Source organism: Streptomyces sp. NPDC085932, from assembly GCF_044540525.1.
In the GTDB taxonomy this organism is placed as follows: Bacteria; Actinomycetota; Actinomycetes; order Streptomycetales; family Streptomycetaceae; genus Streptomyces; species Streptomyces levis.
Genome location: NZ_JBITSJ010000006.1, coordinates 234,702 through 258,364, shown reverse-complemented (window position 1 = coordinate 258,364; position 23,663 = coordinate 234,702). Strand labels below are relative to the sequence as shown.

Here is a 23,663-nt window from a genome sequence, read left to right as displayed (position 1 = left end):
GGGACCGGCCCGGCTTCACTCGGTCGCTTCTCCTCGGCGGCGGGCCCGCGCCCGTTCACCTGCCCTCGTCGCCTTGGCCATGAGCCGGTCCCTCCCCGCCGACAGCAGGAGGGCCAGGGGCGTGATCAGCAGGCCGATCAGGAGCGCAGGGCCCCAGTCCATGCCGTCTCTTCGATAGCGCATGATCAGGACGGCACAGACGTAGGTCAGCATGACGATCAGGGCGTTCTTCAAGGGTTTGGACAGTGTCATGAGCCCTCAAGTGCCCCGGGTATCCCGGGGACATGGCGGAACCCCGCGTCTCACTTCTCCCTGGTCGTCACGCCGGGCGGACCGCGCCCCTGATCGCCGACTGGCCGGCGAAGAACACCGACTCCTCACGGATGAGCGCGCCGGGGCCCGGGGCGTGGATCATCATGCCGTCGCCGCTCCAGATGCCGACATGGCCGAGATCGTCGTGGAAGAAGACGAGGTCTCCGGCCCGGACCTCGGCGAGCGGGACCTGTGTTCCGGCTCCCCACTGGGCCTCGACGCTGCGGGGCAGCGTGACACCGGCGGCCTTCCACGCGGCCTGGGCGAGCCCGGGGGCGTCGTACGACCCCGGCCCGACCGCGCCCCAGACGCAGGGCCGGCCGATCTGCGCGCGGGCGAAGGCGAGCACGCGCTCGGCCTGGGTGCGGTGACCGGGCTCCGGCGCCGGCCAGGATCCGGCCGGCACCGTGGGGGCGGCAGGGACCGGCGCGACGGCCGGCGCGGTGAGCACCGTCGGAGCCGGAGCGTCGAGGACCGCCGCGGAGACGTCCGGCAGACCGGCAGCGTACGTCGCGGTGAGCACGTCGGCCGGGGAACCGGTGGTGAGATACGCGGAGGGAGCCTCCGGCAGCGCCGTGGCGTACGGCGAGGTCGCGCCGGTCGCGGGCGTGTCCGCGTACAACGCCGCCCCGTTCACAGGGAAATCAGCCAGGTAAGCAGCCGGGGCGAGGTCCGGGGCGGTGGGCAGCGCCCCGGCGGACTGCCCGCCGGGGAACGCGGCGGGCAGTGCATCGGTCTCCGGGGCGGACGCCGGTGCGGGCTCGTACACCGGCCACGCCGCCGCGTCGTCCCGGCTCGGCACCGGCTGTGCGCCGACGCTCCACTCGCCCTCGTCCCGCCGGGTCTCCCCGAGGACAGCCGATGAGACGCGCTGCTCGGGGAGTTGAGGGAGGGAGCCGGTGGTCGGCGCCGGTGCCACCCCGCCGGACAGCTCAGGCAGGACGCCGGTGGGCGCCTTGGGCGCTTCGAGGGCGAGGGGTTCCGGACGCGCTTCCACCGGGCGTGCGGGACGCGCCGGTTGGGGCGCACGGTCGGGACGCGCCGGCGGCCTCCTGTCCGGCTGCGACACCGGGACGGTGGGGCCCAGCTTGGCGCGGGCGGCGTCGAACCACTGCCGGGCCATGGTTCCGAGCGCCGGTTCGGCGTCCTCCTGGGACCGGTCGCGGGCGGTGCCCCGCTGGCGCGGGATCGCCGCGGCGCGGGTCGCGTTGAAGGTGCCCGTGTCGCTCTCGGCCCGGTCGTAGAGGCTGTCGACATAGCGCCTGACCTCGTCGGGGCTCGGCGGTTCCATGTCGGCCAACTCGGGGCGCGACGTTCGTTCCGACGCCATGGGCCAGCGCGCTCCTTCCGTCCGGGAGTGCACGCAACCGTCTGCCTGATGGCGGAAGTCGTGCACGCGCTGCCCAACTTAGCCAACTTGTGAGCCTTCCGTGAAGATCGAAGCCCGAAACGCCCGATATGATGCTGTGACCTTCGCCCCTCGCCCCGACGTCACCCGCCCGGGTTCGCCCGGCTCGCGCACCGTGACCGGGGCGGATCTGCTGAGTCCATGAGCCACAGCGGTGACGAGGAGCTCTCCGCCCGCGAGCGCGACGAACTGGACGACCTGCGACAGCGGGTCAACGCCCTGGAGAGCGGCGGGCCTTCGCGGGCTGCCCGGCATCACCCGTTGCGTTCGCTCGGCTCGGTCCTGCTCATCCTCCTCGCGGCGCTGCTGTCCCTGCTGTCCGTCGTCGCGGTGTGGGCGAACAGCGTCGTGCAGGACACGGACCGCTACGTCGACACCGTCGGGCCGCTGGCGAGCGATCCCGATGTGCAGAAGGCGGTCACCAACCGGGTCACCACCGCCGTGCTGGCCCAGATCGACGTGGACGCCCTGGTCAAGGAGCTCACGGACGCGGCGGCACAGGAAGGTGTGCCGCCCCGGGTCGCCCAGCTGCTGGGCGACCTCGACGGCCCGATCGAGAACGGACTCAAGCAACTGGTCCGAGACACGGTGGAACGGGTGGTCACCAGCAGCGCCTTCGAGACCGTCTGGGTGGACGCCAACCGCAGGGCGCACGCGGCACTGGACAAGGCCCTCACAGGCCGGTCCGACGGCGCGGTCAAGCTGGAGAACAACCAGGTCGTCGTCGACCTCGGACCGATCGTCGCCGACGTCAAGCAGCGGTTGGCCGATGCCGGTCTGTCGGCCGCCGAGAAGATCCCGGACGTACAGACCGGCTTCGTGGTCTTCGCCTCCGAGGACGTCGGCGACATCAAGACCTACGTGCGTGTCCTGCAGATCCTCGGTGGCTGGCTGCCCGTCATCGCGCTGCTGGTCGCCGCCGTGGGGGTCTTCGTGGCCTTCAACCGCCGCCACGCGCTGATCGGGGCCGCGCTGGCCGTCTTCGTCGCCATGCTGGTGCTGGGGATCGGCCTCACCGTCGCCCGCGACGTCTACCTCGACCACCTGCCCCCGGGTGCCTCCCAAGCGGCCGCGGGCTCGGTCTACGACGCGCTGGTCAAGTTCCTGCGCGCCGGGGTCCGTGCGCTCGCCGCGGTCGCCCTGTTCACCGCCGCCGGTGCGTTCCTCTCCGGGCCGTCGCGGATCGCGGTCCTCACGCGCACGGGCTGCCGCAGGGGCATCGGGGGTCTGCGCGAGGTGGCGACGTCGGCAGGGCTCCGTCTCGGCGGGGCCGGGCGGTTCGTCCACCGCTTCAAGCGCTGGATCGGGGCGGCCATCCTGGTGATCGCCGCCGTCGTCCTGTTCACATGGAGTTACCCGACCACGGCGGTCGTGGTGTGGACCGCCCTGATCACCCTGGTGGGCTTCGCGATCCGCGAATTCCTGGACGCGCCCGCGGCACCGCCCGCCGACTCACCGACGCGAGCCGCCGCGCACTGATCCCCGCCGTCCGGAAACGGCGCGCGTTTCCACGTCCAGCCCGCGTCGGCCCCCCCTCCCGCCGGGCCACGACCCGCTCTTCGTCGTCCGCGGGGACGGCCGGCTGGAGCCCGCCACCGAGGGCGGGCCGGTCGCCGGAGCGCGGCACGACGCCCTGGTGCTGCTGGGCCCCGCACCGGCCGCCGCACGGGGCGCCGGGAGTCAGGCCAGCCCGTAGATGCTCCGGCCGGTCAGCCACAGGCCGATGACGATGCTGCCCACGACGATCGCCCGTTCCGCGTGGTCCTGCATCCAGGTGCGCAGCCGGAGCAGCCGGGCGCGGGCCACCGCGGGTCTGAGCACGACGTACAGCTCGGCGGCGAGCAGGGTGCCGCTGGCGAGCAGGCAGAACGAGAGCAGGACCAGCCAGGTGGCGGCGTGCGAGGTGTCGGCCTCCACCACGGTGGTGGCTCCGGCGGCGACGAGGCCCCACGGCTGGAGGAGCACGGCCAGTCCGGCCGCCGCCCCGGCCGAGCCGCGATCCACGCGGGAGGTGAGGGAGGAGGACCCCTCAGGTTGCGGCGGCAGGGCAGCCGCGGGCCCGTGTGCGGGCGCGGGCGCCGGTGACCGGCGCACCCGGGTGAGGGGCCGGCCGCGCGGCCGGCCGCGGCCGGACCGCCGGCGGCGGTGGATGCCGTAGGCGACGAGCGAGACGCCGATGAGGAGTCCGGCCACCAGGTTGAACGTGGACGGGGGCGACCTCGGCTCCGGCGGCCGGCCTCCGGTGAGCAGCAGGACCAGAGCGATCACCGTCACGAAGCAGGTCAGCCACCCGAGCATGAAGGCCAGCCCTTTGCGGGCACCCCGGTCGGACGCCACCACCAGGACGAACGCCATGACCGGCAACGGATCGAGCGTGATGGCGAGCGCGATGAGCAGCAGGTCCACGACCATGGCCTGATCCCGTCGGGCACACGTACGGGTCGAGCCTATGCAGGGCGCCGGGACGCCGCATCCGCGCGCCGGCACCCGGGCCGGGTGGGGTGCGGCGGGGTGCCGTGTGCCGCTCGGTCGCGCACTCTGGAGTCGGGAAGGAGCAGACCGATGAACATTTCGGCAGGCGCGCCGCCGGCCCCGGCGACCCGGACCCCATGCCCAGGCCCCGCATCCGCCGGCGGCTGAGGCCCTCCGGCGAGAGCAGGGGCGAGGGAACGCAGGAGGGGCGGCGTCCGTCCCCCGGGGCGGGGCCCGCGGGCCGTGCGTCGCGCCGGGCCACCGCCGCGTTCCGCGCCTCCTGGTGGCGTGGGCGCATCGCGCGTGCGGCCGCCCGGCTGCGGGCCCTCCACGCCCGCCTCGAGACCCGCTTCCCGGTGATCACCGCCCTGGTGGACCGCCTGGTGTCGGTCAACGTCTTCGACTCCGCCACCCGCATCGCGGCGCAGTGCTTCCTCACGGCCGTTCCGCTGCTTCTCCTGGTCGGGGCGTACGCGCCGACGGCGCTGCGGAAGCAGATCACCGAGTCGGTGAGTGACGCCTTCGGCCTGACCGGGCAGGCGAAGACCGAGTTGCACGCGGCGTTCCAGCCGCCTCCCGAGGACCTGAAGCAGGCCACCGGTGTGATCGGCGGGCTGATGGTGATCCTTTCGGCCACCGCGGTGAGCCGCGCCGTGCAGCGGCTGTGCCGACGGGCGTGGCAGCTGCCGCGCTCCGGGCTCTCGGTGGCCCCGTGGCGGTGGCTGGCCTGGATCGTCCTGTGGCTCGGTGCGCTGGTCGCGCAGGGATTGCTGGGCGGCGTGCTGGGGGTGGCGCTGGGTTTCGTGGTGACGCTGCTCATCGAGACGGCCCTGTGGTGGTGGACCCAGCACCTCCTGCTGGGCGGCGTCATCCGCTGGGCGCCCCTGCTGCCCGGGGCCGTGATCACCGCGGCCGCGGTCAGCGGCCTGTCGGTCACCGCGCACTTCTACATGCCCCGGGCGCTCAACCGGGCCCTGGACGCCTACGGTTCGGCCGGCTCGGTCTTCGTGCTGCTGTCCTGGCTCATCGTCATCTGCGTGGCCGTCGCCCTCGGGCTGAGCGTGGGCGCGGTGCTGTCCCAGGAAACCGCCCTGCGCCACCGTCTCGGCAGTGCGGCACCTCAGGCCGGTTCCGTGGATTCCGGCTGATCCGTGAGTGCCCCCGGCCCCGGGAGGCGCCCGGAGGCGGCCGGACCTCCACCCCGCCCATTTTGACAGGGCCTTGACATATCGGGTGAGGGCCCGCAGCATGCAAAACACAAGCTGCGTTCCGCAATTCACGTCGTGTGCAGCGCAATTCGCGCACAGCGTCAGTGATCACCCGCGGCAGCCCGACAGCCCCGTCGTCGCGCCCCGCGCCAGCACCCGGCAAGCGCGGCCGGCGCGCCTTGCCTGACACCCCTCACCGTCAGGAAGGACGACCCCCCCATGCTCTCGCGCCCTCGCGCGGGGCTGAGAAGCCTCACCGCGCTCGCGCTCGTCCTGGCCGGTGCCGTCACGGCGGCTCCCCCGGCCACCCCCGCCCCCGCCGCCCCGGCGGCGCTGCCGCCCGCCGACTACCAGCAGGTCCAACTCGCCGGCGGCGCGGCCGAGACGGGCGAGCCCATGTCCCTCGCCGTACTGCCGGACCGCTCGGTCCTGCACACCGCCCGCGACGGCACGATCCGCCTCACGGACGCCGCCGGCAACACCAAGCAGGCCGGAAAGCTGGACGTCTACACGCACGACGAGGAGGGGCTGCAGGGCATCGCCGCCGACCCGGCCTTCGCCACCAACCGGTACGTGTACGTCTACTACTCGCCGAGGCTGAACACCCCGGCGGGCGACGCCCCCACGACCGGCACGGCCGCGGACTTCGCGCCCTGGAAGGGTCACCTCAACCTCTCCCGGTTCACGCTGCGCACCGACGGCACCCTGGACACGGCCGGTGAGAAGGTGCTCCTGGAAGTGCCCAACGACCGCGGCCAGTGCTGCCACGTCGGCGGCGACCTCGACTTCGACGCGGCCGGGAACCTCTATCTGAGCACCGGAGACGACACCAACCCGTTCGACTCGTCCGGCTACACGCCCATCGACGAACGCACCGGCCGCAACCCCCAGTTCGACGCCCAGCGCAGCTCCGGCAACACCAACGACCTGCGGGGCAAGGTGCTCCGGATCAAGCCCACGGCCGCCGGGGGTTACACCATCCCCTCGGGCAACCTGTTCGCACCGGGCACGGCGGGCACCCGGCCCGAGATCTACGCGATGGGCTTCCGCAACCCGTTCCGGATGTCCGTCGACCGGCCCACCGGCACCGTCTGCCTGGGCGACTACGGGCCCGACGCGGGCGGCACCGACCCCAACCGGGGACCGGGCGGCCAGGTCGAGTTCAACCGCATCACCTCGCCCGGCAACTACGGCTGGCCGTACTGCACCGGCACCAACACGCCGGCCGAGACGTACAACGAGTACACCTTCCCCAACGGCCCGACGGGCGCCAAGTACGCCTGTGCGGCCGGCCCCGCCAACAACTCCTTCCGCAACACCGGCCAGGCCCAGCTGCCCCCGGCGAGGCCGAGCTGGATCAAGTACGGACTGGACGGCTCGCCGCCCGAGTTCGGCGGCGGCTCGGAGTCCCCGATGGGCGGCGAGGTGTACCGCTTCGATCCCGCCTCGACCTCGACGGTCAAGTTCCCGCAGTCCCTCGACGGCCGCTTCTTCGCCGCCGAGTACGGCCGCCGGTGGATCAAGGCCGTCGAAGTGCGGGGCGACGGCTCCTACGGCGCCATCGAGGACGTCCCCTGGACCGGCACGCAGGTGATGGACACGGACTTCGGCCCCGACGGGGCGCTGTACGTCCTGGACTACGGCACCGGCAGCAACAACTCGGGCCTGTACCGCATCGAGTACATCGCGGGCAGCGACCGCAACCCCGTCGCCCGGGCCTCCGCGGACCGCACCTCCGGCACGCTGCCGCTGACCGTGCGGTTCTCCTCCCAGGGCAGCGCCGACCCCGAGGGCGGGACGCTGACGTACTCCTGGAACTTCGGCGACGGCACCACCTCCACGCAGGCGAACCCCAGCCACACGTACACCGCGGCGGGCACCTACCGCCCCACCCTCACCGTCCGGGACCCGGCAGGTCTCACCGGCACCGCGAGCCTGGTGGTCACCGCCGGGAACACCGCACCTACGGTCGACCTGCAACAGCCCCTGCACGGACAGCCGTTCGCCTTCGGAGACACCGTGCCGTTCCGGGTGCGGGTCAGCGACCCCGAGGACGGCTCGGTCGACTGCTCCAAGGTGAAGGTCACCTACCTCCTCGGCCATGACAGCCACACCCACGCCATCACCTCCACCAACGGCTGCGAGGGCACCCTCACCGTCCCCGCCGACGGCGAGCACGACAGCGCCGCCAACCTCTACGGGGTCTTCGACGCCGAGTACACCGACACCGGCGGCCTGACCACGCACTCGGTGCGCACCCTGCAACCCCGGCACCGGCAGGGCGAGCACTTCGGCGCCCAGTCCGGCGTCCAGATCGCCGAGCACGCCACCGCCGAGGGCGGCCGCACGGTCGGCTTCACCGACGACGGCGACTGGATCTCGTTCCAGCCGTACGTCCTGGCGGGCGCCACCAGGTTCACCGCGCGCGTGGCCTCCGGCGGCGCGGGCGGCACCCTCCAGGTACGGGCCGGTTCCGCCACGGGCACCCTGCTCGGGTCCGCCACCGTGCCGGTGACCGGCGGCTGGGACACCTTCACCGACGTCACCGCCGCCCTCTCCGGAGCACCCGCCGGCACCACCGAGCTGTTCCTGGTCTTCCGCGGCCCGACCGGGCAGGGCAACCTCTTCGACGTCGACGCCTTCACCCTCGGCACCGGCTCCACCACGACCACCCCGTGGGAGGCGGAGTCGTACAGCTCCGCCTCGGGTGTCCAGTCCGCGGCCCACGGCTCGGCGAGCGGGGGCCTGACCCTGGGGTACATCGACAACGGCGACTGGGCGGGCTACGCGTCCGTGTCCACCGCCGGAGCGGCCTCCGTCTCCGCGCGGGTCTCCTCGGCCGGGGCCGGCGGCACCCTCCAGTTCCGCTCCGGCTCGCAGACCGGGCCGCTGCTGGGCTCCGTGACCGTGCCGGGGACCGGCGGCTGGGACACCTTCACGACCGTCGGCACCACCCTCGACGGCACGGGGTCGGGGCCGCTGTTCCTCACCTTCACCGGCGGCTCAGGCTCCCTGTTCGACGTCGACACCTTCACCCTCACCCGATCCGCCGCCACGGCGCGCAAGGGGCGATGACCATGACCATCCTGATGCGGCGACTGCGCCACGCCACCGCGGCTCTGGCCCTGGGCCTGCTCGGCGCCCTGATCTCACCGGCCGGCGCGGCGCACGCGGCCTCCTTCGAGGTCCTGGTGTTCTCGAAGACGGCCGGTTTCCGGCACGACGCCATCCCGGCCGGCATCGACGCCCTGCGGGCCCTCGGCGGGCAGCACGACTTCACCGTCACCGCCACCGAGGACGCCGGAGCGTTCACCCCGTCCAACCTGGCGACCTACGAGGCCGTGGTGTTCCTGAACACCACCGGCGACGTGCTCGACTCCACGCAGCAGAGCGCGTTCCAGTCGTACGTCGACTCCGGCGGCGGCTACGTCGGCGTGCACGCGGCGGCCGACACCGAGTACGACTGGCCCTACTACGGGCAGCTCGTCGGCGCGTGGTTCCAGAGCCACCCCGCGATCCAGCAGGCCACCCTGCGCACCGAGGACCGCACCCACCCGGCCACCGCCCACCTGGGCGCGACCTGGACCCGCACCGACGAGTGGTACAACTACGGCGCCAATCCCCGCCCTCGCGTACGGGTGCTGCAGACCCTGGACGAAACCACCTACAGCGGCGGCTCGATGGGCGCCGACCATCCCATCACCTGGTGCCACGCCCAGGGTTCGGGCCGGTCCTTCTACACCGGGCTGGGCCACACGGCCGCGTCCTACGCCGACCCGGCCTTCCGCTCGCTGCTGCTGGGCGGCGTCCGCTACGCCGCCGGGCAGGCGGCCGCCGACTGCTCGGCCCCGGCCGGCGACGGACAGGTCGAGGCCGAGTCGTACAGCTCCGGCTCCGGGGTGCAGGCGGCGGAGCACGGCCCGGCCAGCGGCGGGCGGACGCTGGGGTACATCGACCACGGCGACTGGGCGGGCTACTCCCACGTGACCACCGCCGGAGCGAGGACCTTCACGGCGAAGGTGTCCTCGGCAGGGGCGGGCGGGACCATCGAGATCCGGTCCGGCTCGGCCGGCGGCACCCTGCTCGGCACGGTGACCGTGCCGGTCACCGGGGGCTGGGAGACCTTCACGACCGTCACGACGACCCTGACCGCCTCGGCCTCGGGCCCGCTCTTCCTGCGCTTCACCGGCGCCGCCGGCGCCCTGTTCGACGTCGACACCTTCACCCTCGGCACCCGGCCCACCGCCGGGCCGCTCTCCGACGGCGTCCACCTCTTCTACTACCCCTGGTACGGCAGTCCGGCCGTCAACGGAAGCTGGCGGCACTGGCAGCAGGGCGGGCACACGCCCCCGGACGGCGTCGGCGCCGACTTCTACCCGGCCCTCGGACCGTACGACTCCGGCGACTTCGACGGGGCCGTCGCCCAGCACATGGAGTGGGTCGCCCGCTCCGGTGCCGGCGTGATCGTCTACAGCTGGTGGGGCCGGGGAAGCTACGAGGACCGGCTCGCGCGGGGTGTGCTCGACGCGGCCCGGGAGCAGGGCATCGAGGTGGCCTGGCACCTGGAGCCGTACGCGGGCCGCACCGGGGCGTCGACGGCCGCCGACATCGCGTACCTCACCAGCACCTACGGCAGCCATCCGGCGTTCCACCGCGCGGCCGATCGCGGAGGCAAGGGCGTGTTCTACGTCTTCCAGAGCCTTGACATCGCCGACTGGACGGCACTGGACCAGGTCACCGGCACGAGCATCGTCCTCGCCCAGACCACGGACACCACCAGGATCGCGCACTTCTCCGGCATGTACACCTATGACGGCATCGCGGGCGCCACGGCGCCCGGCTGGAAGCAGGCCGGTGACCACGCGCGCGCCCACGGTCTGGTCTGGGCCCCGTCCGTCGCGCCCGGCTACGTCGACGACCGGGCGGTGCCGGGCAACTCCACCCCGACCGTGGAACGCGCCGACGGCGCCGCATACGACCGGCAGTGGTCCAACGCTCTCGATCCGGCGGTCGGCGGGTCGCCGACCTGGGTGTCGGTGACCTCCTTCAACGAGTGGCACGAAGGGAGTTCCATCGAACCGGCCGACTCCACCCCGCCCGCCGGACACGGCTACCGGACGTACGACGGGGCCTACGGGCGGACGGGAGAGGCGGCGCAGACCGCGTACCTGGACCGCACCGCGTACTGGGTCGGCCGTTTCGAGGAACTCACCGCCGGCCGGAGCCGATGACCGGCCGGGACAGGTCCGCGCGATTGGACTGGACCAGAGTCTTGACGGGACCTCGGCTCATCTCTTAAATCACGGTGTGAAGTAACTCCGGTGTGCAGTATCCCTGTTACCCCCCACCGCCGTTCGGCAGCCGCGCCCCGCGCCGGGGCCGAACGGCAGAACAGGACACGACGCATGACCATGACACCCCTGCCCGGACCGGCTGTGCGCGGTGCGCTCGGCGCGGCGGTCGCCGCCGCCCTCCTCGCCGGTCCGCACGCCTTCCCGGCGAGCGCCGCGACAGCGGCCGTCGGCACCATCACCGGACTCGGCGGCGCGTGCGTGGACGTGGCGGGCGCCGCCACGGCCAACGGAACCGCCGTACAGCTCTACGCCTGCAACGGCAGCGCCGCCCAGCAGTGGGACGTCCGCGCCGACGGCACGATCCGGGCGCTCGGCAAGTGCCTGGACGTGGCCTCCGCGGGCACGGCGAACGGCACCCGCGTCCAGCTGTGGGACTGCAACGGCAGCGCCGCCCAGCAATGGACCGTCACCGCCGCCCGGGACATCGTCAACCCGCAGGCCGACAAGTGCCTGGACGCGACCGGCAACAGCTCCGCCGACGGGACCCCGCTGCAGATCTGGACGTGCACCGGCGCCGCCAACCAGAAGTGGACCGCGCCCGGGGGCGGCACCCCGCAACCGGGGCCGGGTGCCATGGCGGTCGCACCGTACCTCTACAACGGCTGGGGCAGTCCGCCGAACCCCACGACGGTGATGAACGCGACCGGCGTCAAGTGGTTCACCCTCGCCTTCGTGCTCAGCAACGGGTACTGCAACCCGCAGTGGGACGGCAACCGTCCGCTGACCGGCGGGGTCGACCAGCAGACGATCAACACCGTGCGCGGCGCGGGCGGCGATGTCATCCCGTCCTTCGGCGGCTGGAGCGGCAACAAGCTGGAGAGCTCCTGCGGCAGCGCCGGCGAACTGGCCGCCGCCTACCAGAAGGTCGTCAACGCCTACGGCCTGAAGGCGATCGACATCGACATCGAGGCGGCGGCGTACGACAGTCCGGCCGTGCAGCAGCGCACGGTCGACGCCCTCAAGACCGTCAAGGCGAACAACCCCGGTCTCAAGGTGTACGTCACCTTCGGCACCGGCCAGAACGGGCCGGACACCAGCCTGATCAACCGGGCCGCCGCGGCCGGGCTCACCGTGGACAGCTGGACCATCATGCCGTTCAACTTCGGCGGCGCCGGGCAGAACATGGGCCAGCTCACCGTCCGGGCGGCCGAGGGCCTGAAGACCGCGGTGAAGAACGCCTACGGCTACACCGACGACCAGGCCTACCGGCACACCGGCATCTCCTCGATGAACGGCATCACCGACAACAACGAGACGGTGACCGTCGCCGACTTCCGCACGATCCTCGCCTACGCCCAGCAGCGGCACCTGGCGCGGCTGACCTTCTGGTCGGTCAACCGGGACCGGCCGTGCACCGGCGGCGGTGCCGACACCTGCTCGGGCGTCTCCCAGCAGCCCTGGGACTTCACGCGCGTCCTCGCCCAGTACGGCGGCTGACCGCACCTCCCTCTCCCCCACCCCCGTCTCCGGCCGCTTCCGCGGCAGGGAGGAGCAGTCATGCCCCGACCCCTCAGGCGCCTCGCGACGCGGCTCCTGACGCTGCTGGCGCTCGTGGCGGCACTCGCCGTACCGGCCCACACCGCGTCCGCCGCGCCCCGGGCCGCCACCCCCTTCAAGGTCATCGCCTTCTACAACGGCACCTGGGACGCCGCCCACATCGACTTCGTCAAGGAGGCCAACGCCTGGTTCCCCCGGACGGCGGCGGAGAACGGCTTCACGTACCGGGCCACCACCGACTGGAACCTGCTCGCGAACGGCGGGGTGAACGACTACCAGGTCGTCCTCTTCCTCGACGACGCGCCGCAGACCGCCGCCCAGCGGGCGGGCTTCGAACGGTACATGCGCGCCGGAGGTGCCTGGATGGGCTTCCACGTCTCGGCGTTCACCACGAACGCCGGGGGCTGGCCCTGGTACTACAACACCTTCCTCGGCAGCGGGAACTTCCGCTCGAACACCTGGGGTCCGACGACGGCGGTCCTGCGCACCGAGGATCGCACCCACCCCTCCACCACCGGGCTCCCGGCGACGTTCACCTCGGCGGTCAGCGAGTGGTACAGCTGGTCCAACGACCTGCGGGCGAACCCGGACATCAAGATCCTGGCGTCCGTGGATCCCAGCAGCTTCCCGCTCGGCACGGACCCGAACCAGTCCTGGTACAGCGGCTATTACCCGATCCTGTGGACCAACACGCAGTACAGGATGCTGTACGCGAACGTCGGTCACAACGCCATGAACTACGAGACCGGCACCCGGCTGTCCTCCACGTTCGCCAGCCCCGCGCAGAACCGCTTCCTCATCGACGGGCTCAAGTGGCTCGGCGGCGCGGGGAACGACCCCGCGCCCACCGACCCGATCTCCGGCACGACGTGGTACTCACTGTCGAACGACGCGGCCGGGGCCTGTGTCGACGCGCGGGCGGCGGGCACGGCCGACGGGACGGCGATCCAGCAGTACACCTGCAACGGCACGCTCGCCCAGCAGTTCCAGTTCACGCCCACCGACGGCGGGTACACGCGCATCGCGAACCGCGGCGATCCGCAGCAGGTCATCGACGTCACCGGCGTGTCCACCGCCGACGACGCGCCCCTGCAGCTGTGGAGGTACGGCGGAGGCGGCAACCAGCAGTGGCTGCCCGTACGCGAGGCCGGCGGCGGCTACCACTTCGTCGCCCGGCACAGCGGCAAGTGCCTCAGCACCAGGGCCGGGTCCGCCGACGGCACGCAACTCGTCCAGCGCCCCTGCGACGACTCCCCCGCCCAGAGCTTCCGGCTGTCCGCCCGTCCGTGACGAGAGGTTCGACCGCGACGGTGCGGCGGGCCGCACCGTCGCTCGTCACTCCTTCGTCCCGATCGCGTCCACCGGACGGACCCGGAGCAGCAGCCGGGTGGGCAGCATCGCGCCCGCCACCGTCAGCAGGGCCGTGGAACCGACGATCGTGAGCCAGCCCTGCAACGGCACCGTCGGCCAGGGCGCGCCGGTCAGCGCCAGAGCGATCAGGACCAGCGGCGGAACCGCCAGCAGGGTGCCCAGGCCCACGCCGGCCGCGACCACCGTGACGCTCTCGCGCCGCATCATGGCGAGCACCTGGGAACGGCTGCTTCCGGTCAGTCTCAGCAACGCGAACTCGCGGCGGCGGCTCGCGGTGTTCATCGCCTGGGTGTTGACGACGGTGAGCGCGGTGTAGGCGATGATCACGCCGACCACCACGTAGTTCACCCATGCCGTCGCGCGCTGTTCCTCGACCTGGGCATCGGCCGCCAGCGCTCCGGTCAGGGTGGTGCCCGGGTAGGTCCGTGCCAGAGCGGTCAGCTCGCGCGCGGTGTCGCCTGCGGCGCCGGGGGCGGTCCGGACCAGCACCGACTGGTCGACCGCGGCGGTGGTGTGGGCGAGGAGCAGGTCGTGGTCGAAGGTGAGGTCGGCGAAGCCGAGTCCCCTGCCGTACACGGCGATGACCTCGCCGGTGAAGGGCGTGCCGTCCCCGAGGTGCAGCCGGGCCCGGTCGCCCACGTCGAGCCCCAGCCACGAGGCGGCCGTGGTGCTGAGGGCCACCGTGTCCGGTGCCAGGGCCGTGAGGTCCCCTTCGTGTGCGTCCAGGTCGACGGTGGCGGACAGGGCCGACGGCTGAAGGCCCTGTGCGGTCAGGGAGACGGTCTCCTGCGTGCCGAGGAGCGAGCCGACACCGATGGCCTTGGAGCGGACCACGCCGGTGGCGGCCGTGACGCCCGGCAGTTCGGCGGCCCGGTGCGCGAGGTCGGGTGACATGCCGGCGGGAGCGGTGAGCACGTGATCGGCGATCGTGCCGGAGCGGATCTCGTCGGCGGACCGGTCCAGTTGGGTGGTCTGGGTGAACACGACCGTCGCGGCGAAGGACACGGCCAGGACCAGGGGGGTGATCGCGGCAGCCGTCCGGGTCGCGCGGGCCCGGGAGTTGAGCGCCGCGAGCCATCCGGTGGCCCCGGTCCGGTCCAGCAGCGGGGCGAGGAGCGCCGTGGCGGCGCGGGCGATCAGCGGGCCGAGGACCGCGGCCGCGATGACCAGCAGCAGCACGAGGGAGTTGGCCAGACCCACCAGGGTGAGGAAGTCGGTGCGGTGGCCGAGGCCCAGGCCCAGCACGGAGACGGCCAGGGCGAGCAGGACGCCGCCGGTGATCAGCCGGCCCCGGCCGAGCCGCGTGGGTTCGGCGGCGGCCTCGCGCAGCGCCTGCGTGGGGTGCACGCGTGCCGCCCGGCGGGCCGCGACGAAGGCCGCGATCACCGCGGTCAGGACGGTGGCGGCGACGGCCGCCAGGAACGGGAGCGGGCCGACGACCGGCCGGAAGTCCGGAGGTACCAGGCCGCGTCCGGCGAACTGCCCGCTCAGCCAGTGGACGACACCCACGCCGAGGGGGCAGCCGAGCACCCCCGCGACCAGGCCGGCCACCGCGGACTCGGCGGTGATCATGCGGTACAGCTGCCCCGGGGTGGTGCCGATCGCGCGCAGCAGGGCCAGTTCGCGGTGGCGGTGGCGGACGGCGAGGGAGGTCGTGGCGCACAGCACGAACACCGCAACGAGCAGGACGTTTCCGCCGATGGCCGTGGACAGTTGCACGAGGTTGGCCGCGCCGACCGCGATGTCGGTGAACTCCGCCTCGCCGCGTGCGTCGCCGGTGTACACGGCCGCGTGATGCCGGGTCAGCACCCGTTCCAGGGCAGGTGCCACCTTCGACGGCGGGGTGCCGGGCTCGGTGAACACGCCGAACGCGTCGGCGGTCGCCCCGAAGCGGGGCGCCAGCCGCTGCATCGCGGCGGCGGAGGCGTAGAGCACCGACTGCCGGGGAGTGCGGTGCCGGTCGAGGGCCACCAGCCCGCTCACCTCGAAGGTGAGCGGGGTGGACGAGGTCATGAGCCGTACGCTGTCGCCGGTGCGCAGGCCGGCCCGGGCGGCGAGACGGGTGTCCAGGACGACCTGACGGGTGCCCTGGGGGGCGCGTCCCTCGGTGAGGCGGAATCCGCCGAGGACCCGGCTGGACCAGGTGTGCGCCTGCGGCACGGCCCCGTTGGCACCGGTGACGGTCCGGTCCCCGTGGAGCAGCCGGACGCTGACGCGCCGGTCGGGCACCACGGAGGCGACGCCGTCGACCGCGGCGAGGTCACGGGCCAGGGAGGCGTCGAGCCGAGGCCGTTCCAGCAGCGGCTGGGAGCTGCGGTCGTCGGTTCCGTCGGGGGACTTCACGTCGAGGTCGACGGACTGCCGGCCGGCGACGATCAGTGGGGCCCGCTCGTACCGTTCGGGCGGCAGGGCGGAGCGCAGGCCGGATTCCAGGAGTACGCCGCAGGCGCTGACGACGGCCGCGCCGAGCAGGAGGGCGATGAAGGTGGCGGCGAAGGCCCCGCCGCGGGCGCGCAGGGTGGCCAGGGCGATACGCAGCATCAGCGGGTCCCGCGCAGCTCGGTCATGACGCTCGTGACCTCGGCGGCGGACGGCGACTCCACACGGCGGACCAGACGCCCGCCGGCGAGGAAGAGCACCTGGTCGGTGCGCTGGGCGGCGGCCGGGTCGTGGGTGACCATGACGACGGTCTGGTGCAGGTCGGTCACCGCCCGCCGCAGCAGGGCGAGGATGCCGTCGGCCGTGTCCGGGTCGAGCGCGCCGGTCGGTTCGTCCGCGAAGATCACTTCGGGGCGGGTGATGAGGGCGCGGGCGATGGCGACCCGCTGCTGCTGTCCGCCGGACAGTTGCGAGGGGCGCCGGTCGAGCAGCCCCGCGCATCCGACCGCGGCTGTGACGCCCTGGACCGAGTCGTGGTCGGTCCCGGCTCCGGCCAGCCGCAGCGGCAGGGTGATGTTCTGCTCCACGGTCAGCGACGGCAGCAGGTTGAAGGCCTGGAAGACGAAGCCGATGCGGGTCCGGCGGAATCGGGTGAGCCGCTTCTCGTCCAGCTCGCCGAGCACCTGGCCGCCCAGCTGGACGGTTCCGGAGGTCGGCCGGTCGAGTCCGGCGGCGCAGTGCAGGAAGGTGCTCTTCCCGGAGCCGGACGGGCCCATGACGGCGGTGAAGCCCCCGGCCGCGATGGACGTGCTGACGTCGTCGAGTGCGGCGACCGCGGCCGGACCGCGGCCGTACCGCTTGGTCACCCGGGTCAGCCGTACGGCGGTGCGCGACGGGTCGATGCCGATGGGGGCGCCGGGAGGGCTGTTCCGGCTGCGTGCTCCGAGCATGGGACACCTCGAGGTCGTTCGCGGATGGTGTCCCTCCAGTCCACCGGCGTCCGCGCCCCGGAACCTCCCTCCCCACGTCGAATCACGCCCTCCGCCGGGCGGAGGAGAGGGCCGGCGCCTTCGCCCCTGCGGACGAGGAGGCCCGGAGTCCGAGGGCACGGTCGGCGGCGGGTCTCCTCCTTACGGAGGGGGCCGGGAGGAGGAAGGCCGGCCGCATGATTCCGACTCCGGAGGGGCGGGGCGCCCGAGCAGGGCGCTTACCGTGGGTGCCATGAGAGAACCGGGGTCCCTCGCAGGCCGCCAGGTGCCTGCCGCGGTGACGGACGTGACGCTGGCCGTCCTGACGGCGGCGGCGTGCCTGGCGCTGCCGGCGGCGATCCCGCCGGACGGCGCCGCGCTGCGGGATCCGGACCGCTGGTGGTTCGCCCTGGTGGCGCTGTCCACGCTCCCTCTGGCCGTGCACCGCAGAGTGCCCTTGGCCGCCCTGCTGGTGATGGCGGCCGCCTCCGGGACGCTGCAGCACCTGTCCTACATTCCCCAGCTCGCCGGACCGGACGGCACGTCGATCGGCCCCACCTACCTGGCCGTGGCCACCGCCGTGTTCCTGACGGCCGTGCGCGGCACCCCGCGGGTGACGACCTTCGTCGCGGCCGTGTTCATTCCGCTGAGCGCGCTGACGGAGGCGTTCCTCGCCCCGGCGGGGCACCGGCTCGCCGCGCTGCTGACCGACGCGGTGCTCCTGCTGGCGGCGTGGGCACTGGGCCGCCTGACCCGGGCCCGCACCGCCGTCCGGGACGAGGCCATGCAGCGCGCCGCGGCCCTGGAACGCGAGCAGGCCGCCAACGCCCGGGCCGCCGTCATGGAGGAACGGGCGCGCATCGCCCGGGAGCTGCACGACATCGTGGCCCACAACGTGAGCCTCATGGTCGTGCAGACCATCGCGGCCGACCGGGTCCAGGACCGGTCGCCCGACAAGGCCCACGAACTGCACGCGGCCGTCGAGCAGACCGGCCGCGACACCGTCACCGAACTGCGCCGGCTGCTGGGTGTGCTGCGCACCGACGAGGAGGCGGAGGGCACGCCCTCGAAGGAGCCGCCCCAGCCGACCGTCGACGCGCTGCCCTCCCTCGTCGACGCCGTACGGGCCACGGGGCTGGACGTCGACTACGAGGTGTCGGGGCACCCGGTCCCGCTGCCCGCGGGATACCACCTGACGGTGTACCGCGTCGTGCAGGAGGCGCTCACCAACACCGTCAAGCACGCCGGCGCGACCCGCACCCGGGTGCGTCTGCTGTGGGAGGAGGAGCCGGGGCGGTTGCACGTCCGCGTCTGTGACGACGGGCCGGGCGACGCCGCCAGGGCCGCCGCACCGGCCCCCGTGCCCGCGGACGGTGCCGGGCATGGTCTGCTGGGCATGCGGGAGCGCATCGCCGCGACGGGCGGCACCCTGCACACGGGCCCCCGGCCGGGCGGTGGCTACTGCGTCCACGCCGTCCTGGACCTGCCCGAGGACGACGGCATCGCGAACGACGGAGGAACGGCTCACCATGCGGCCCATCAGCGTCCTGCTGGCTGACGACCAGCCGATGATCCGGACCGGTTTCCGGTACATCCTGGAGGCGGAACCCGACATCCGGGTCGTCGGTGAGGCCGCCGACGGCCGGGAGGCCGTCGAGGAGACCCGGCGGCTGTCGCCGGACGTCGTCCTCATGGACATCCGCATGCCGCGGATGGACGGGGTCGAGGCGACCCGTCTGATCGCCGAGAGCGGGCTGCCCGGGCGGGTCATCATCCTGACCACGTTCGATCTCGACCAGCACGTGGTCGACGCCCTGCGGGCCGGGGCGAGCAGCTTCCTCGTCAAGGACGGTCCCGCCGATTCCCTGGTCGCGGCCATCCGAACGGTGGCCGCCGGCGAGGCCGTGCTGGCGCCGCGGGTCACCCGGCGCCTGCTGGAGCGTTTCGCCGGGATGCCGTCGGAGGCCGCTCCGCCCGTCCCGCCGCGGCTGGACGTGCTCACCGGCCGTGAGGTGGACGTGCTGCGGACCCTGGCGCGCGGTCTGTCCAACGCGGAGATCGCCGCCGAACTGGGGATCGGCGAGACGACGGTGAAGACGCACATCGCCCACATCCTCGACAAGTTCCAGCTGCGCGACCGGGTGCAGGCGGTGATCCTCGCCTATGACTCGGGACTGGTCACCCCGCGCCCGGTCCGGCCCGAACCCTCCTGACTCCTGGTACCGGGCAACGCCGGGCCCGGTCTTCGCCTCTCACCCTGTGGACCGCCGCGCGCCGCGGCGTGCCCCGACTCAAGAGAAAGGGAGGGTGCCTTGTCCACCCTTGCAGTGTTGGTGGTCGTCCTCGTCGGACTGACGACCATGGCGACCGTGGAGAGCCGGGCCCGTCGGCTGGAGCGGCGGATGTCCCGTCTGGAACACCGGCTCGGCCTCCTCTTGGAGCACCACGGCGTTCCGGACGACGATCCCGCCCTGGCGGAGGTGGCGGCCCTGGTGCGTGCCGGGCAGGACATCCCTGCGATCAAGAAGTACCGCGAGGTCACCGGTGCCGGCCTGCTGGAGGCCAAGCAGGCGGTGGACCGCCTGCGGGGGTGAGAGCCGGGGCGCGCGCCGCTCGGCCACCTCGCGCCCGGAGGCTGCCCGCCGGTGCGGCGGGCAGCCCCGGACCCGCGGGGTGCCGGGCCGGCCGGGTCAGCCGGCGGGGACCGTGTCCTCGAAGGTGGTGCCGGCGGCGCGGTACGCGTTGAGCTTCGCGGTGACCTGGGCCGGGGTCAGCACCTGGTCCTTGACGTGCAGGACGTAGTCGACCTGCTCGTCGTAGGCGCGCGGCGTGGTGCTGGTCTGGCCCGCGAGGTCGATCAGCCACTGGTTGAAGTTGATCGACATGGGGCGCTCGGGCAGATAGGTGGCGTCGTGGGTGCCGAAGAGCTGTCCGTCGACGTAGTACTTGATGGTGCTGTTGTCGATGGTGAGCACCAGGTCGTGCCAGCCCGCGTGACTCTGCCGGGACTCGGTGTGCTGGTTGACCGCCTGCCACGGGTCGGGGTTGTAGGTCTCCCAGGACGTCGTGTAGAGGATGTTGGCGGGCTCGCCCCAGCCGCCGTTGGGCAGGTACTCGAAGTCGTACTCGGCGTAGTCGTCGGCCATCGGGGCCTTGAGGTCGTTGATGGTGAAGAAGGTCTGGACGAGGCGGTCGCCGTCCGGTCCGGAGACGGGGGCGTCGGAGAACCTGACGCGGGCGGCGTAGGTGCCGTTCTTGAACTTCATGGCCTTGGTGAGGACTTCGGTGTGCTTGGTGGACTCGGGCGTGCCGGCGGTGGAGGTCCGCAGGTTCATCACGGAGTTGCCGCCGGAGGCCGCGAAGGTCACGTTCTCGGGGGCCCAGGTGGCGCCGGGCACCCCGGGGCCGCCGGAGTTGGACCGTACGCTCCAGCCGTTCGCGGAGATTCTCGGGTCGCTGGAGCCGGTGTAGTTGAAGTCGTCGAAGAGGCTCTGTCCGCCGGCCGGGGGGTCCGTGGGCGGGTCGGTGGGCGGGTCGGTCGGGTCGTTGCCCTCGGGGGCCGTGCCCCACACCGTGCTGCCGGAGACCTGGGCGGTGACCTTCGGCCAGTCGGCGTACGTGGTGCGGGAGGCGCTGAAGGAGTAGTCGTCGCTCTGCCTGAGCGTCTGCCAGTCGGCGCGGTGGAAGCGCAGTTGCATGTCGCCGGTGTCGGCGCCGGGGGCGAGGCTGCCGGCTCCCGCGGTGAAGCCGATGTCGAGGTAGCGGTCGGCGGTGGCCGTGGGGTGGGCGAGGGTGCCGAAGGTGCCGGTGATGTGGGCGCAGCCCTTGACCGCCCAGGAGCAGGCGAAGCGGTAGGCGGCCCCGGCCGAGTCGGCCTTGAAGTAGTAGCGCACCTTGACCGCGGAGAGCTGGAGGGGGGCGTTTCCGGTGTTCTTGACCTTGAGCCAGGGTTCGGACTGGTCCGCCGTGGCGGAGCCGGCGCTGGTGCGGTACTGGACGGTGACGGATTCGCCCGCGGCAGTGGCCGTGCCGGTCAGGGCGGCGAGGCCGGTGGTTCCGGTGGCCATGGCGACGGCGGCGGCTGCGGCGACGCGCCATCTGCGGGGAGCGGTGGGCCGATGCATGGTCGTTCCCTTCCGGGTGGGGTGTGGTGGTCCCGCCGCCCAGGTGGGACCGGGCGGGCGGGGTGGTGCCGTGCTGTGGTGCGGTTCAGGGGTGGCGGCTGACCTGCAGCGCGTCGAGCCGTGCGCTGTGTCCGGCCATGCGGGAACTGAAGTCCTCCCAGGTGCTGGGGCCGCTCCAGGCGCCGTCGGCGAGCGCGCACAGGCGGGGGAACGTCAGGTATTCGATGCGGGCCGGTGTCGCGGCGTACTCGGTCCACAGGTGGGCCTGGGTGCCCAGCACCCGGGCGGCCGCCTCCGGAGTCGCCGTCTCCGGCACGGGGTCGTGGCGGTGGACGTCCCGCAGTCCCACGACGCCGCCGGGCTGCCCGGGCGGCTCACCGGGGCCTGCGCTCCGCGGGTAGTCGAGATAGGTGGCGCGGTGGTGGGAGTTGATCACGTCGTGGCCGCGGCGGGCCGCCGCCAGGGCGTGGGCGGGGTCGCGCCAGGCCATCACCGTGAATCCGCCGGGCAGTTCGGTGCCGGTCTCCGCCCAGGCGACGGGGCGCCGTCCGTGCCGAGTGAGGAAGGCACCGACGCGGTCGAGGAACCATCCGTGCAGGGCCGCGGGACCGGCCAGACCCGCGCCGTGGGCCCGGTCCCTCGCCGCGGGGCTCTGTTCCCACTCGGTGGTGGGACATTCGTCGCCGCCGACGTGGACGTAGGGCGAGGGGAAGACGTCCATGACCTCTTCCAGCACGGTCCGGCAGAAGTCGAAGACCTCCTCGTGCACGCCGAGGGTGGTGTCGCACACCCCCCAGCGCGTCCAGACGTCCAGGGTGCGGTCCGGCCGGTTGCCCAGGTGCGGGTAGGCGGCGACCGCGGCCCGGGCGTGGCCGGGCATCTCGATCTCGGGCAGCACGGTGATGCCGCGTGCCGCCGCGTGGTCGACGAGCCGGGCGAGTTCGGCCCGGGTGTAGGTGCCGCCGTGGGGTGTGCCGTCGTAGCGGTCGCCGCCCGGCCCGATGAGGGACTGACTGCGGTGGCCGCCGATCTCGGTCAGCTTGGGGTAGGCCAGGACGGGCATCCGCCAGCCCTGGTCGTCGGTCAGGTGCAGATGAAAGACGTTGATCTTGTGCAGGGCGAGCAGGTCGACGTAGCGCAACAGGTACGACAAGGGCTGGAAGTGGCGGGCCACGTCCAGCATGGCCCCCCGCCAGGGTCTGCGGGGGACGTCGGTGAGGTCGGCGCAGGGCAACGTCCAGGGCACGCCGTGCTGGGGTGAGGCGGCCAGGGCCGGCACGGGCAGCAGCTGGCGGATGGTCTGCACGCCCCGCAGGAGTCCGGTGAGGGTGCGGGCGCGCAGCAGCAGGGAGTGCGGTCCGATGGTCAGGCCGTATCCCTCGTCGCCCAGTCCCGTCAGGGCGGAGTCCAGGGCGAGGACGACCGGCCCGTCGGCGGCGGGGCGCAGGGGCAGCCCGGTGGCGGGGGCGAGGAGGGTGCGCAGGAGGTCGGCGGCGGGTTCGGCGCCACCGGTGACGCGCAGACAGGTGTCGGCGTCGAGGGTGAAGTGGCCTGCTTTGAAACGGACTTTGGCCGGGCGGGGCACGAGCGGTGTCCGCGGGGGCGAGGTCACGGCTGTCTCCGGGAGGGGTCGCGTGGGGGTGGAAGGCGCGTCCGGGTCGGGGCGCTGGAGGGCTCAGCCCTTGACGGCGCCGGCTGCGAAGCCGGAGGTCACATGGCGTTGCAGCAGGAGGAAGACGGCCAGGGCGGGGAGCGCGAAGAGGGTCGAGGCCGCCATGGTGGCGCCCCAGTCGGTGCCGAAGACGTTCTGGAAGGAGGACAGCCAGACCGGCAGGGTGCGGCTGTCCTGCTGCTTGATGATCAGGAAGTTGGCGTAGGCGAATTCGTTCCAGGCGGTGATGTAGCCGAACAGGGAGGTGGCCATCAGACCGGGGGCGAGCAAGGGGAAGGTGATGTGGCGGAAGGCGTGCCGGCGGGTGCAGCCGTCGACCTGGGCCGCCTCCTCCAGTTCGGGCGGGATGGCGGCGATGAAGCCGCGCAGCACCACGATGGTGAACGGCAGCGTCATCATGAAGTAGACGAGCGTCAGGGTGGGCAGCCGGTCCAGCATGCCGGTGTCGCGGGAGATGATGTACACGGGGATGATCAGCGCTTCCCAGGGTGCCATCTGGGCGATGAACACCAGCAGCATGAACTGCCGCCGGCCGCGCCAGCGCATACGGGCCACGGCGAACGAGGCGCCGAGCGCGACGACCAGGGCCAGCAGGACGGCGGTCAGGGTCACCAGGATGCTGTTGCGCCAGAACAGGGCGAACCCGTCCGCGTCGACGGCGGTGCGGAAGTGCTCCAGCGTCCAGGTGCGGGGCAGGAGCCGGGGAGTGTCCGACTGGATGTCCCGGTTGGGTTTGAACGCCGTGGTGATCATCCAGTAGACGGGGAAGAGGCAGAGGACGACGGTCAGGGCGGCGGCCGAGTTCAACAGGAGGCGTCGGCGCGGCAAGGAACGTGGCCGGCGAACGGGCCTCCCGGACCTGACCGGGTGCGCAGGCTTCGAGGGTTTCGCGGAACTC

17 protein-coding genes are annotated in these 23,663 nt (G+C 72.9%); 9 read left to right on the top strand and 8 right to left on the bottom strand.

Annotation, left to right across the window (positions count from 1 at the left end; all coding sequences use genetic code 11):
• Positions 1–15: 15 nt before the first annotated feature.
• Both ACIGAQ_RS28450 and ACIGAQ_RS28445 read right to left on the bottom strand, forming a co-directional pair.
• A complete protein-coding gene (locus ACIGAQ_RS28450; protein ID WP_399787641.1) occupies positions 16–252 on the bottom strand; it encodes a hypothetical protein in 237 nt (78 codons plus the stop codon).
• 67 nt (positions 253–319) lie between these two features.
• Positions 320–1,642, bottom strand: a complete 1,323-nt coding sequence (locus ACIGAQ_RS28445) for an NlpC/P60 family protein (protein ID WP_399787638.1) — start codon at positions 1,640–1,642, stop codon at positions 320–322.
• A 219-nt stretch (positions 1,643–1,861) separates the two neighbouring features.
• Here ACIGAQ_RS28445 and ACIGAQ_RS28440 point away from each other — a divergent pair, with 219 nt between their 5' ends.
• The gene (locus ACIGAQ_RS28440; protein WP_399787635.1) at positions 1,862–3,199 is read left to right on the top strand and encodes a hypothetical protein; all 1,338 of its coding nucleotides are present in this window, start codon (positions 1,862–1,864) and stop codon (positions 3,197–3,199) included.
• Between the two features lie 201 nt (positions 3,200–3,400).
• Here the strand turns inward: ACIGAQ_RS28440 and ACIGAQ_RS28435 are convergent, their stop codons facing one another.
• Positions 3,401–4,132 (bottom strand): GAP family protein, encoded by a 732-nt coding sequence (locus tag ACIGAQ_RS28435; protein ID WP_399787632.1) that lies wholly within the window; start codon positions 4,130–4,132, stop codon positions 3,401–3,403.
• Positions 4,133–4,329: 197 nt separating this feature from the next.
• Here ACIGAQ_RS28435 and ACIGAQ_RS28430 point away from each other — a divergent pair, with 197 nt between their 5' ends.
• The 5 genes from ACIGAQ_RS28430 (at position 4,330) to ACIGAQ_RS28410 (ending at position 13,541) form a co-directional block, all read left to right on the top strand.
• The gene (locus ACIGAQ_RS28430) at positions 4,330–5,340 is read left to right on the top strand and encodes a YhjD/YihY/BrkB family envelope integrity protein (protein ID WP_399787629.1); all 1,011 of its coding nucleotides are present in this window, start codon (positions 4,330–4,332) and stop codon (positions 5,338–5,340) included.
• 279 nt (positions 5,341–5,619) lie between these two features.
• On the top strand, positions 5,620–8,475 hold the full coding sequence (locus tag ACIGAQ_RS28425) for a carbohydrate-binding protein (RefSeq protein WP_399787626.1): 2,856 nt from the start codon (positions 5,620–5,622) through the stop codon (positions 8,473–8,475).
• A complete protein-coding gene (locus ACIGAQ_RS28420) occupies positions 8,472–10,631 on the top strand; it encodes a ThuA domain-containing protein (RefSeq protein WP_399787623.1) in 2,160 nt (719 codons plus the stop codon). The genes ACIGAQ_RS28425 and ACIGAQ_RS28420 overlap by 4 nt, the downstream gene beginning before the upstream one ends.
• A gap of 174 nt (positions 10,632–10,805) precedes the next feature.
• Positions 10,806–12,191: a ricin-type beta-trefoil lectin domain protein gene (locus ACIGAQ_RS28415; RefSeq protein WP_311678546.1), complete on the top strand. Its 1,386-nt coding sequence runs from the start codon at positions 10,806–10,808 to the stop codon at positions 12,189–12,191.
• A 60-nt stretch (positions 12,192–12,251) separates the two neighbouring features.
• Positions 12,252–13,541, top strand: a complete 1,290-nt coding sequence (locus ACIGAQ_RS28410; RefSeq protein WP_399787620.1) for a ThuA domain-containing protein — start codon at positions 12,252–12,254, stop codon at positions 13,539–13,541.
• A 45-nt stretch (positions 13,542–13,586) separates the two neighbouring features.
• Here ACIGAQ_RS28410 and ACIGAQ_RS28405 read toward each other — a convergent pair whose 3' ends face one another.
• Positions 13,587–16,163 (bottom strand): FtsX-like permease family protein, encoded by a 2,577-nt coding sequence (locus ACIGAQ_RS28405; RefSeq protein WP_399787617.1) that lies wholly within the window; start codon positions 16,161–16,163, stop codon positions 13,587–13,589.
• Positions 16,163–16,951, bottom strand: coding sequence for an ABC transporter ATP-binding protein (locus ACIGAQ_RS28400; protein ID WP_399787614.1), 789 nt, complete (start codon positions 16,949–16,951; stop codon positions 16,163–16,165). The genes ACIGAQ_RS28405 and ACIGAQ_RS28400 overlap by 1 nt, the downstream gene beginning before the upstream one ends.
• 271 nt (positions 16,952–17,222) lie before the next feature.
• Between ACIGAQ_RS28400 and ACIGAQ_RS28395 the strand changes: the two genes are divergently transcribed.
• The 3 genes from ACIGAQ_RS28395 (at position 17,223) to ACIGAQ_RS28385 (ending at position 19,563) form a co-directional block, all read left to right on the top strand.
• Entirely contained in the window at positions 17,223–18,527 is a 1,305-nt protein-coding gene (locus ACIGAQ_RS28395) for a sensor histidine kinase (protein ID WP_399787611.1), read from the top strand.
• Positions 18,499–19,182: a response regulator gene (locus tag ACIGAQ_RS28390; RefSeq protein WP_399787608.1), complete on the top strand. Its 684-nt coding sequence runs from the start codon at positions 18,499–18,501 to the stop codon at positions 19,180–19,182. Before ACIGAQ_RS28395 ends, ACIGAQ_RS28390 begins: the two co-directional genes overlap by 29 nt.
• A gap of 99 nt (positions 19,183–19,281) precedes the next feature.
• Positions 19,282–19,563 (top strand): hypothetical protein, encoded by a 282-nt coding sequence (locus tag ACIGAQ_RS28385; protein WP_311678554.1) that lies wholly within the window; start codon positions 19,282–19,284, stop codon positions 19,561–19,563.
• Between the two features lie 96 nt (positions 19,564–19,659).
• On the opposite strand, the gene ACIGAQ_RS28380 is transcribed toward ACIGAQ_RS28385, so the two are convergent.
• From ACIGAQ_RS28380 to ACIGAQ_RS28370, 3 genes are all read right to left on the bottom strand, one after another.
• Positions 19,660–21,093 carry a cellulose binding domain-containing protein gene (locus ACIGAQ_RS28380; protein WP_399787605.1) on the bottom strand — a complete coding sequence of 478 codons (1,434 nt, stop codon included), beginning with the start codon at positions 21,091–21,093 and terminating at the stop codon, positions 19,660–19,662.
• 85 nt (positions 21,094–21,178) lie between these two features.
• Complete coding sequence (locus ACIGAQ_RS28375; protein WP_399787602.1) at positions 21,179–22,705, bottom strand: beta-N-acetylhexosaminidase; 1,527 nt, start codon at positions 22,703–22,705, stop codon at positions 21,179–21,181.
• 63 nt (positions 22,706–22,768) lie between these two features.
• Positions 22,769–23,572 (bottom strand): carbohydrate ABC transporter permease, encoded by an 804-nt coding sequence (locus tag ACIGAQ_RS28370; RefSeq protein WP_399787599.1) that lies wholly within the window; start codon positions 23,570–23,572, stop codon positions 22,769–22,771.
• Positions 23,573–23,663 lie beyond the last annotated feature (91 nt).

What these genes read in the sequence shown, in the direction of transcription:
- ACIGAQ_RS28450 (WP_399787641.1), bottom strand. Translation starts at nt 252, where the DNA reads ATGACACTGTCCAAACCCTTGAAGAACGCCCTGATCGTCATGCTGACC.
- ACIGAQ_RS28445 (WP_399787638.1), bottom strand. Translation starts at nt 1,642, where the DNA reads ATGGCGTCGGAACGAACGTCGCGCCCCGAGTTGGCCGACATGGAACCG.
- ACIGAQ_RS28440 (WP_399787635.1), top strand. Translation starts at nt 1,862, where the DNA reads ATGAGCCACAGCGGTGACGAGGAGCTCTCCGCCCGCGAGCGCGACGAA.
- ACIGAQ_RS28435 (WP_399787632.1), bottom strand. Translation starts at nt 4,132, where the DNA reads ATGGTCGTGGACCTGCTGCTCATCGCGCTCGCCATCACGCTCGATCCG.
- ACIGAQ_RS28430 (WP_399787629.1), top strand. Translation starts at nt 4,330, where the DNA reads ATGCCCAGGCCCCGCATCCGCCGGCGGCTGAGGCCCTCCGGCGAGAGC.
- ACIGAQ_RS28425 (WP_399787626.1), top strand. Translation starts at nt 5,620, where the DNA reads ATGCTCTCGCGCCCTCGCGCGGGGCTGAGAAGCCTCACCGCGCTCGCG.
- ACIGAQ_RS28420 (WP_399787623.1), top strand. Translation starts at nt 8,472, where the DNA reads ATGACCATGACCATCCTGATGCGGCGACTGCGCCACGCCACCGCGGCT.
- ACIGAQ_RS28415 (WP_311678546.1), top strand. Translation starts at nt 10,806, where the DNA reads ATGACCATGACACCCCTGCCCGGACCGGCTGTGCGCGGTGCGCTCGGC.
- ACIGAQ_RS28410 (WP_399787620.1), top strand. Translation starts at nt 12,252, where the DNA reads ATGCCCCGACCCCTCAGGCGCCTCGCGACGCGGCTCCTGACGCTGCTG.
- ACIGAQ_RS28405 (WP_399787617.1), bottom strand. Translation starts at nt 16,163, where the DNA reads ATGCTGCGTATCGCCCTGGCCACCCTGCGCGCCCGCGGCGGGGCCTTC.
- ACIGAQ_RS28400 (WP_399787614.1), bottom strand. Translation starts at nt 16,951, where the DNA reads ATGCTCGGAGCACGCAGCCGGAACAGCCCTCCCGGCGCCCCCATCGGC.
- ACIGAQ_RS28395 (WP_399787611.1), top strand. Translation starts at nt 17,223, where the DNA reads ATGAGAGAACCGGGGTCCCTCGCAGGCCGCCAGGTGCCTGCCGCGGTG.
- ACIGAQ_RS28390 (WP_399787608.1), top strand. Translation starts at nt 18,499, where the DNA reads ATGCGGCCCATCAGCGTCCTGCTGGCTGACGACCAGCCGATGATCCGG.
- ACIGAQ_RS28380 (WP_399787605.1), bottom strand. Translation starts at nt 21,093, where the DNA reads ATGCATCGGCCCACCGCTCCCCGCAGATGGCGCGTCGCCGCAGCCGCC.